8 protein-coding genes are annotated in these 10,491 nt (G+C 60.9%); 3 read left to right on the forward strand and 5 right to left on the reverse strand.

Features of this window, described 5'->3' with window-relative positions; translation table 11 throughout:
- Positions 1-201: 201 nt before the first annotated feature.
- The 4 genes from AC3WN8_RS29785 to ung form a co-directional block, all read right to left on the reverse strand.
- Complete coding sequence (locus AC3WN8_RS29785; protein ID WP_492673159.1) at positions 202-1,986, reverse strand: hypothetical protein; 1,785 nt, start codon at positions 1,984-1,986, stop codon at positions 202-204.
- Between the two features lie 30 nt (positions 1,987-2,016).
- Complete coding sequence (locus AC3WN8_RS29790; protein WP_492673160.1) at positions 2,017-2,889, reverse strand: serine protease; 873 nt, start codon at positions 2,887-2,889, stop codon at positions 2,017-2,019.
- Positions 2,890-2,904: 15 nt separating this feature from the next.
- Positions 2,905-4,557, reverse strand: coding sequence for a caspase family protein (locus AC3WN8_RS29795; protein ID WP_492673161.1), 1,653 nt, complete (start codon positions 4,555-4,557; stop codon positions 2,905-2,907).
- A 199-nt stretch (positions 4,558-4,756) separates the two neighbouring features.
- On the reverse strand, positions 4,757-5,443 hold the full coding sequence (gene ung / locus AC3WN8_RS29800) for a uracil-DNA glycosylase (RefSeq protein WP_492673162.1): 687 nt from the start codon (positions 5,441-5,443) through the stop codon (positions 4,757-4,759).
- A gap of 74 nt (positions 5,444-5,517) precedes the next feature.
- Between ung and AC3WN8_RS29805 the strand changes: the two genes are divergently transcribed.
- Both AC3WN8_RS29805 and AC3WN8_RS29810 read left to right on the forward strand, forming a co-directional pair.
- Positions 5,518-6,135, forward strand: a complete 618-nt coding sequence (locus tag AC3WN8_RS29805) for a 2-hydroxychromene-2-carboxylate isomerase (protein WP_492673163.1) — start codon at positions 5,518-5,520, stop codon at positions 6,133-6,135.
- A 32-nt stretch (positions 6,136-6,167) separates the two neighbouring features.
- Positions 6,168-7,079, forward strand: coding sequence for a crotonase/enoyl-CoA hydratase family protein (locus AC3WN8_RS29810; protein WP_492673164.1), 912 nt, complete (start codon positions 6,168-6,170; stop codon positions 7,077-7,079).
- Positions 7,080-7,247: 168 nt separating this feature from the next.
- On the opposite strand, the gene AC3WN8_RS29815 is transcribed toward AC3WN8_RS29810, so the two are convergent.
- Positions 7,248-9,713 carry a TonB-dependent receptor gene (locus AC3WN8_RS29815; RefSeq protein WP_492673165.1) on the reverse strand — a complete coding sequence of 822 codons (2,466 nt, stop codon included), beginning with the start codon at positions 9,711-9,713 and terminating at the stop codon, positions 7,248-7,250.
- 202 nt (positions 9,714-9,915) lie between these two features.
- Between AC3WN8_RS29815 and AC3WN8_RS29820 the strand changes: the two genes are divergently transcribed.
- A partial coding sequence (locus tag AC3WN8_RS29820; RefSeq protein ID WP_492673166.1) for an amino acid permease occupies positions 9,916-10,491 on the forward strand: 576 nt, incomplete at its 3' end.

Below are 10,491 nucleotides of genomic sequence, written 5' to 3' on the forward strand. Positions count from 1 at the left end.
TGACTGCGCCGATGGTACTATCGCTTAAGCGCTGGAAGAGTAGGTCGCCGCCAGGCTTTGCAGCAGGCGCATCCGGGTCGTTCTACAACAAGAACCCATTCATAATCTAATACGGTCTCAATACCGCCTTTGGCGGGAGAGGCAGAAAAAGGGGCTTCCTTCGGGAAGCCCCTTTTTTCGTTTTCTCCGAAGGCGATGCTTTCAGCTTGTGCCGTTTGAAGCGGCTGCGAGCGCGGCTTCGGCCTTGAGCTTGGAGAGCTGTGCGTTCAGCAAGGCGATACTCGCATCGAGATGCGCGGTTTCATCCTTGAGTGCTTGGTCGGCATCGACCGACGGTGGGGCGAGTAGCTTCAAATACTCCTTCTGCTTCGTCGAGACGTCGATTCTGTATTGAAGTTCGGCGAGCGCCTCCTTGCGGCGATTTTCCTGACCGGTCTGCAACTGTGCCGCGGCATCGCCTATCATGTCAGCGATCGCCGGGCCTGCAGCTTTTGTGCGCTTATATTCGAACTTTTCCAGGCTTCCGTCCTCGCGTGCCTGAAGGCTGAATTCACTTGATGTGAAAGGCCGGCTTTCGAACGCATAAAAGCGTAGTTGACCAAGCTGGGGAACCGATTTGGTTGGCAGGAACAGAAGGCTGTTTTCCGGCGAGCACCGGCCCTCCGCCTTACGGCAGATGAGCAATTGACCGGTTACGGGCTGGCGATGAAATATGCCACGATCTGCGGTCGCGTCGCGAGCCAGGACTGTCTGTCGAGTCCTCGTGTCGTCGCTTCGGTCGACCGGTACGGGAAGAGAGGCGCAGTCCGCAGGGATATCGGATATGTCGTCCTCGCGCTGCAGATAGCTGCACGTCTCCAATGCGCGCGTGACACACGTCGCCACTGCGAGATCGCCTGAGCATAGATCATTGTCATCGTCACCCTGCAGCGCCGCGAGTAGCTCCGCATTCTGCGCGCGAAAGTCTTTCGCAATCGCCTGGCCACCGCTGCCCTGCGCTTCAAGCGTTGCCAGCCATTGGTCAATCGCGGCACGAGAGATGAGAGGACGGGTCCCGGATTCCAGCAATGCCGCCAGCTTCTCGCGGACACCATTGGACGGCGGCTGCAGGCCGCTTTGGATGCTATCGAAACGCAAGGGCCATTTTCGCGTTTCCTCGCTCGACAATGCCTTGTCGAGTTCGTCCTTCTCCTCGATATATTTCGCCAGAGCCAGGATTCTTCGGTTCTGCTCCTTGAGCGCGGCGTCATAATTCGCAAGCGTTTGCGCATCGGCTGCCTTGGCATTTGCAATCAGGGCAAGCCGCGTGACGTCCAGCGTCGCTGTCTCCAGATCTTTGGTGGCTTGCACGATGTCCGGGACCAGCGCGGCCGCGCGTTCCACCATGGCTGCGGCCTTCTCCTTGCAGAGAGTCAGAGGTTGAGGCTTGGCAAGCGCGCCCCAAGGGCCCGATGTCGATCTGGCGTCGGCGGCGGCGAGCGCCGGTATCGCGGCTGAGAGCCCTGGTGCGCCTGTCGCCAATGTGGCCACGGTCAGCCCGGCCTGGACGCCTTCCTTTATGATGTCCGCGGACTTGTCGTCGGCGCTGGCGCCAATCGATTTGAGCGTGCCCGACGGCCAAGTCTCCAGACCATATGTCGTCGTTTTCATGAATGAACTCAATGCAGCCTGATCGACATTGTAGCTTTCACCGGGAACATATTGCGGCTCGGCAGACGCTTTCAGAGAGAGGCCAAGCCCATTGTCGAACGCAACGAGCTGTTCTTTGCCGAGCTTGAGGACGACCGGTTTCGGGCAGCGACTGAGCTTTGCCTGTAACGTCAGATCGTATCGTACCATCGGCAGGCTGTAACCCGAGGATGGGATGGCGTGTGACTGAGCGGTGGTCGTGAGATGCGGTGTTGTCGACAAATAGGTCGTACAGCCGCTCGTGATCAATCCGGCGATCAGTAGCGGGATGCGATGAAGCCAGGTGATTGAGATCATTGTCGTCTCCTCGAGGCCCTTTGCGTCACATCAGTTGGTATTGGCGGTGATCCAGGCGAGATAGGGAACTACGCGGGCATAAACGCCGAATTTGAGAGGCAGCCCGCATCCCTCGCCCCAACTGACGATGCCGGCGAGTCGAGCCGCACGGCCCGCACCGATGACGAGGGGGCCGCCGCTATCTCCCTGGCAGGAGTCCGTGCCGCCTCGCGCCTGCCCGGCGCAGAACATCATGGGCGTGATGGCACCATCGTAGCTGAGCGGCGCATTGCACTGTGATCGGGGGACATATCCGACGTCGACCTCTCTCAGGTCACGCACGGACTCGCCTTCCATTTCCGTCGCTCCCCATCCGGTGACCGTCAGGAGCGGCTTTGCCGTCTCCAGGGTCGATTCTTCGGCCGCGCCCAGGAGCGGGATGGCCGCAAGGCGCGCGCCCAGAGAAAGAGGCGTTTTCAGCTCGAGGAGCGCGATGTCGTTATTGTGGGTGCCATGATCATAGTCCGGGTGGAGTTGGATAGACGCAACATTGACCCGTCGTACCGTACCGGTGAGAAGGTTGGTGCCTGCCATAACGAGAACATCGTCTTTGCCGAGACCGACCAGGCAATGGGCTGCGGTTATGATCCACTTGTTCCTGTAAACGCTGCCGCCGCAGAAATGTCCGGCGGCCGGATCCGCGATCCAGGAGACCTGGAGCGACACCTGCCAAGGATAGGCGCCCTCCTTGGCGAGTCTGCCGTCGGTAATTTTCGGGGTCAGACCTTGCCGATAGGCCGATACCGCCTGATCATAGGGTATCGAGCGTATTTTTCCGTCGACGGCTTCCGCAGTCGGTTGACCGAATGCCGGTGCTGCGAAGCCGAGTGCCAGGGACGAAAGCGTGATCCATTTCCATTTCATGGTGAAACCCCCTTTCTAAAAGCCAAAAAACTTCAATCGTACTCGATCTTCGACGTCGTCGTTCAATCCTTCGACGGTGGAGATTCTCCCCGGTCGAACGCCGTTCATGATGAGCAGATGCTTGGCGTGAAGTGCGCGCAGCCGCAGCAACGCGCGGTCCGCTTCCCGGGTGCGCCTGGGCGTCGAGATCGAAACCCAGCCGATCTGGCTCGCGGCAATCTTGTTCTGGAGCAGATCCCGCAGCGCGGTTGCATCGACAATTGTGCGAGGGCCGGATTCCAGGCCCGGCATGGCAAGTTCGAGAAGAGGTTGACCGATCGGAAGCGGACCTGTCGCGAATACTGCGTCCTCAGGAATAGCCACTCGATCGTGCGTTCCGGCGTCGGCAGAGAGCACGCCGCCATCGAAGGCGATATTCGACAGTCTTGTCCCCGCCGGAATCGCGATCGTCCGATCGCCTTGAGTGGCGATCGTGTCTTTCAGCGTCAGCAATTGCTTCTGGAGGGCAATCAGTTCGGCGGCCTGGGTCACGCCTATCAGTGTGTCCGGGTTCCCGGCATAGTCGCTCAGATCCAATGTGCGGGACATGCCGAGATTGGGGCCAAGGCTCGAAAGAGATGCCTGTTTGCCAAACTTCCACAGAGTCTCGGCCTGAAGCGGGGAAAAGCGCGTATAGGTCGTGCGTGCGCCGAGCGGGTTGTCCTTCAGCCAGCGGCGAGCCGCGTACGCATAAGGGCCGACGCGATTATACGCCAGATAGTCCGATACAGACGCGACCGTACCTTCGCGCAGAACGGCTTCCCAGGCTTCGCGCGCCAGGGCCCGTATGGTGGCGCTTGGCTTCAGAAAAATATCTGTCGAAACCGATTGCGAGAACCAGGGCTGCTGCTGATTGTTGGTGCTGAGCAGCACATGTCTGTTGATACGCTTTTGGACGGTTGAGAATTCCATTCCCTCTTGGGGGAGATTCTGGGCAAGAGCTGCGGTGAAGCGGCTGAGTTGGCCTGCGTCCAAGCCATAGGCGGCGGTGCCTGGCGCTGCAGCGAAGCCGACCAGCACATCGGATGTGAGTCCCGCCGGAGGTCGGAGACCCTTGGCGATGCCCGGATCGTCGTCGTTGACGATGCCTGCATAGGTACGGCAGGCATCGAGAAGCATGATGAGGACGCCCGGCTTTCGTGATGCGACATAGGCCCGGACTGCGCTTTCCGGTAAATAAGTGGCATCGACCTGGGCTGCGGAAACGGACGCCGGAACGCCGACGGGGACCAAATAATTGGTCTGGCCATAAGCGAAGCCGTGGCCCGAGAAATAGACGATTGCAAGATCGCCTTCCTCGATTCGCGCCGAAAACGGAACGAGTCTTAGATCCACGAATTCACTGAAACTCGAGACATTCTCGTAATAGTCGACCTGAAAGCCAAGGTCGATCAGCGTGTCACGTATCTTGATCGAATCGGCGATCGATCCAGGCAAAGGCGAGAAATTATCGTAGGCGGAATTTCCGATTATGAGGGCGCGCCGATTGGGCTCTCTTGCAATCAAGTATTTCGGGTCGGTTTCGACCTGCGCAAGACTCGCATTGCCTATTGGTAAGGCAATGCATGCCGCGAATAGAACGGTGCGCAGGTACCGGTGCAGCCGCTTCATCAAATGATTTGAGAACATCCCCACCCCCACAGTGAGTATCTGCGGGAGGTTCTATCAGGCTTTCAGGTGATTTGACCGTTATTGTCCAATTCGGAGTCAATTTTGTTCTTTTGGCCAAAATTGGTCGCGCGCGGCGTCGGCAAGACGATTCTGCGCGCCTGCAAGCCGCGCGCAGGTTCCGACACGCGCTTTGGCCGTACAGCCTATCGGACCATCGTCAGCAGGCCGGCAATGCCCAGTCGATCGGCGTCATGCCCTTGCTCTCGAGAAAGGCATTGGCTTTCGAGAAATGGCGGCAGCCGAAAAAGCCGTTATGCGCCGAGAGCGGTGAGGGATGCGGCGCCTTGAGGACGAGATGGCGCGACGTATCGACGAACGCGGCCTTTTTCTGCGCGTAGCTTCCCCACAGCATGAACACGACCGGCTCGGGTTTTTCATTGACCAGCTTGATCACCGCGTCGGTGAAGCGTTCCCAGCCCTTGCCCTGATGCGCCGCCGCGCGCGCCATTTCGACGGTCAGCACCGCGTTGAGCAGCAGCACGCCCTGTTCGGCCCAATGTTCGAGGAAGCCGTGATTGGCGCGTGGAATGCCGAGATCGGATTCCATTTCCTTGTAGATGTTGACCAGCGACGGCGGCGTCCGGATGCCGGGCCGCACGCTGAAGCACAGGCCGTGCGCCTGTCCCTCGCCATGATAAGGATCCTGGCCCAGGATGACGACGCGGACCTTGTCGAGCGGCGTCAGATCGAGCGCGCGGAAATATTCGCTGCCCTTGGGAAAGATCCGCCGGCCCTTGGCCTTCTCGTCGATCAGGAACTGCCGCAGCGCAGCCATATAGGGGCTGGAGAATTCGGGCAGCAATGGTGCCTTCCAGCTATCGTGCAGCTTGACCGTGTCGCTCATGCCGGGCTTTGTCGATGACGCGTCGCGCCGAGTCAATCGGACCAGCGCGAGGCAAGCCTGTGTGGAGCGCGTCGATGACTCAACCCATATTCTATTTCGATTTCGGCAGCCCCAATGCCTATCTGGCCTGGCGCGTGCTGCCCGCGATCGAGGACCGGACCGGCGTCCGCTTCCGCAAGGTGCCGGCGCTGCTCGGCGGCATCTTCAAGGCGACGGGCAATCAGTCGCCGATGACCGCCTTTGCCGACATTCCCCTGAAGCTCGCTTATGAACATCGCGAGATCGAACGCTTCGTCGCGAAGCATCGCCTGCTCGATTTCCGGATGAATCCATATTTTCCGGTCAACACGCTCATGCTGATGCGCGGCGCGGTTGCGGCCGAGGCGGAGGGCGTCTTCGACGCCTATGTCGCCACCGCCTTTCATCACATGTGGGAAGCCCCCAAGAAAATGGACGATCCGCAGATCTTCGGCGACGCGTTCCGCGCATCGCGGCTGCCGATCGATCGCATCGCCGATCGCGCGCAGGATCCAGCGATCAAGGATCGGCTGATCGCCAACACCCGGGCGGCAATCGATCATGGCGTATTCGGGCTGCCGTCGTTCATCGTCGATGGCGAGCTCTATTTCGGCAAGGACCGGCTGGACGAGGTCGAACGGGCGCTTTCGCCGGGCCGATCCATCCCGGATTGACATGCACGCCCGATAGCCGTCCTCATCGCGCAATGAGCGATTTCGAAACGATCGCCGTCGATATCGACGACGGCACCCTGACCCTGACCCTCGACCGGCCCGACCGGCTCAACGCCTTCAACAAGGTGATGATGCGGGAGATGATCGCCGCGTTCGATCTCGCCGATGCGGACGACATGGTCCGTGCGGTGATCGTGACGGGGGCGGGGCGGGCCTATTGCGCGGGCGCCGATCTCGGCGCCGGCGATGCGACCTTCGATTATGGCGACGGTTCGCACTGGGGCGACGCCGGGTCTCCGGTCCGCGCCGACGGCAGTGTGGATTACGATCATGAGGGTGTGCGCGACGGCGGCGGCAGGGTCTCGCTGCGCATCTTCAACTGCCGCAAGCCGGTGATCGGTGCGATCAATGGCGCGGCGGTCGGTGTCGGCGTCACGATGACGCTGCCGATGGATATCAGGCTGGCGAGCGAGACCGCGCGTTTCGGCTTCGTCTTCACCCGGCGCGGTATCGTGCCCGAAGCGACGTCGAGCTGGTTTCTGCCGCGCCTGGTGGGCATGCCCCAGGCACTGAAATGGTGCTATTCGGGACGCGTCTTCGACGCCGCGGAGGCATTGGCGGGCGGGCTCGTCAGCGCCGTCCATCCCGCCGACGATTTGCTGCCCGCCGCCCGCGCGCTGGCGAAGGAACTGACCGCGGAGACCGCGCCGGTCTCGGTCGCGCTCACCCGGCAGATGCTGTGGCGGATGGCGGGCGCCCGCCATCCGATGGAGGCGCACCGGCTCGACAGTCGCCTGGTCTGGGCGCGGGGGGCGAGCGCCGACACGAAGGAAGGCGTGAACGCGTTTCTCGAGAAAAGAGCGGCCGAGTTCACCGACCGCGTGTCGACCGACATGCCGCATTTCGCGCCGTGGATGGACGATCCCGATTACCGGACCGATTGATGCGGCGCTTTTGAAAATGAGAGGCCCCGGACGTGTGCGTGACTTCACGCCCGGGGCCCTCACCGACCCACTGAAGCTTGAGTGGGTGGTGAGATCTGGAGCGATTTCCGGTCAGATGGGTGCGTCTGACGCCCTGAAATCGCGATTGGGCGGCCTCTCAAGCCGGCCCTAGAACTCGAACTTGATCGTGCCGCCCCACGTCCGGGCATCGCCGGGAGTGCCGGCGATCAGGCCCACATTGCCCGGGGCGACCTGGAGCAGTTCGATATACTTCACGTCGAAGGCGTTGCGGACCCAACCGAAGACGTCGAAGCCTTCGCCGCGGAAGCCGGCGCGAAAGTTGGTCAGCGCATAGCCGTTGATCTTGGTGTAGATCGAAGGCGAAGCGTTCGACTGGAAGTGGGAGCGATAGTTTCCGTCTACGCCCAAATAGACCTGCCCTTCCTTGGCCAGCAGCGTGACCGGCGCATTGACTTCGGCGCCGTAGGATAGAGCCCATTTCGAAACGCCAGGCAGATCCTGGCCGGAAATGTCGCACTGGCGCGGGCTGAGCGCACCGGGGACGCCGGGCTGCGAATAATCGGCGGGAACATTGGCCGGCTGAAGCGTGCCGCCGGAAAGCTCGGGCGGGCAAGGCGCATTGCTGAACTTCACATATTTGGCATCAGTATAAGCGCCGTTGGCATAGGCAGTGAAGCGCTCGCTCGGGCGGATCCGGAAATCGGCCTCGATGCCCTGCGACCGAACCTTTTCGGCATTGGCGAGATAACCGCGCACCGTACCGAACTGGCCGCCGTTCACCGTCGCCTGGAAATTCTTGATGTCGGTACGGAAGGCGCTGAGGTTGAAGGTTGCTTTGTTGCCCCAGAACTGTGTCTTCAGGCCGATCTCGAAGTGATTGACGGATTCCGGCTTCACAGTGCTCGCGGTGAGATCAGGCTGGTTCTGTGTGTTGAGTGGCAGGCCGTTCTGATTGATGCCGACCGTCTTGAAGCTCTTGGCGTAGGTTGCGTAGGCCAAAACGTCCGGCGTGATCTTGTAGTTGACGTTGAGATCGTAGCTGAAATTCCAGTCGCTGACCGAAGGCGAAGTGCTCTGCGGCTGATAGACGCCGCACTGTGCGGCCAGCGTCGTGCCTGCGGCCGGCGCTGGCGAACAACTGATCACCTGACCCTGTCCGTTGGTCACCACGCGCTGGTAAAAGCCCGTCTTCTTGTCATAATTGACGCGAATGCCCGGCTGAATGGTCAGTTCGTCGGTCAGCTTGTAGCTCGCTTGTCCATAAAGCGCTGCGCTGTCGCTCTTGAGATACTGCGTGTTGTTCGCGGTCAGCCCGGAAAGGATGCTGGCATCGTTCGCCTGGGCGCCGGTCAGGCTCCAGCGGCTGGCGTCCGAACCCTGCTGTTCGAACCCCTGAGTGTCGATTCGCTGTTTGAAGCCGAACAGGCCGACCACGAAGTCGATCTTTTCGCCTTCGTAATTGTAGCGAAATTCCTGACTATATTGGTTCTGCTGCGATGGGTTGTTCGACGCCGAAACAATCGACAGGCCGGTGAAGTCGCGGTCGTTCTGCGGCTTCCAGTCCCAGAAGCGCCAGGCAGAGATTGAGGTGAAGGTGCCCGGTCCCACGTCCCACTTCACCCGCAGCGAAGCACCACCAATGATATTGCCTGCTTCGAGCGGAGCATCGATGTCGGTCAGGCGATCATAAACATTCCGGCTGGGGACCGCATAGTTCCGGCCGGGATTAGCGGCATTGAGCGACGCGACCAGCGCATCATACTGGCGGGCGAGCGCACGCTGCGTTCTGCCGACGCGGACGAAAGACGTGCCGAAGCCGTAGGCATCCTGCTTGCTGTAATCACCGGAGAGTGTGATCGACAGGTCGTCGTTTGGCTTGAACAGGATACTGCCGCGTACGCCGAGATTGTCCTGCTCGTTGATCCAGCGCTGCGTACGCGTGTTGTAGATGGTGCCGCGGCGGCTGGTCGAAGCGACGGCAATGCGCGCCGCGACCGTATCGGATAGCGGTCCGGATATCGCAGCTTTTGCCTGCTTATAGTCGAGATTGCCCAAGGTGACCTCAGCCCTGCCTTCGAAATCGAAGGTCGGCTGGTTGGTCGTGATGTTGATTGCACCGGCGGTGGTGTTCTTGCCGTAGAGGGTGCCCTGCGGGCCACGCAGCACCTCGACCTGCTGGACGTCGAGGAAATCGAACACGGCGGCGGCGACGCGTGAATTGTAGACGTCATCGACATAGATGCCGACGCCCTGTTCGAAGCCGTCGCTGGTCAGGCCGAACGGCACGCCGAGACCGCGGATGTTCACGGACGTGTTGCGCGGGTTGGACGAATAGACCTGTAAGGTCGGAGCCAATTGCTGGAGTTTCAGGACACTGAAGTTGCCGGTTGCCTCGATGCTGTCGGCATTGATCACCGAGATCGCCAACGGCACGTCCTGCGCGGTCTCCGCGCGACGGCGCGCGGTGACGATGATCTCGCCCTGGCCCGGGGCACCGTCGGCGGCCTGCGGGTCTTCCGTCTGAACGGGCGCAGCTTCCTGCGCGGACGCGGCAATGGGCAACGCCAGCGAGACGAAAGCCGTCCCGGCGAAAAGCAGATGTCGAATGGTCACGCAGTAGCCTCCCTTTGATTCGGGTTGTTCTCTACCGATTCGATTGAAAACTATGGAACATAGATTTTCTTGTCTATCAATCTGGTTGCCTTTGTTGTCCCGTCCGAACGCCCGGAATCCGCGCCGAACCGAAAATCGGCAGGGCATGCGCTCGACTTTGCCCGCCCGGCCGCGCTAGGGTCGGGGCAAAGGGGAGCAGTTGATGAGCAAGTTACTCAGAAGAAAGACGATTCTGGTCGGTGACGAGCAGCCGGCGGATCAGCGCATGGCGCGCACATTGTCCTGGCCGCATCTGGTGGCCTTGGGTGTTGGCGCGATCGTCGGCACCGGTATCCTCACCCTGATCGGCGTCGGCGCGGACCGTGCTGGGCCCGCCGTGCTCGTCTCCTTCGCGGTCGCCGGGCTGATCTGTGCCTGTGCCGCGCTCGCCTATGCCGAAATGTCGACGATGATGCCGGCCTCGGGCAGCGCTTACACCTACAGCTATGCCGTGCTGGGCGAGGTCTTCGCCTGGATCATCGGCTGGAGCCTCATCCTCGAATATTCGCTGGTGGTCTCGACCGTCGCGGTCGGCTGGTCGGGCTATGCCACGCCCTTGCTGCATGACTGGCTGGGCTATCCGCTTGAACTGGCCAAGGGGCCCGAGCTTGGCGGCATCATCAATCTGCCCGCCATCTTCATCATCGCTGTGGTGGCCGGCTTATTGTCGATCGGTACCAGGGAAAGCGCCACGCTCAATGCGGTGCTGGTGCTCGTCAAGATCGCGACGCTCACTTTG

It is taken from the genome of Sphingobium sp. FW305-3-2-15-F-TSA7 (genome assembly GCF_058787155.1).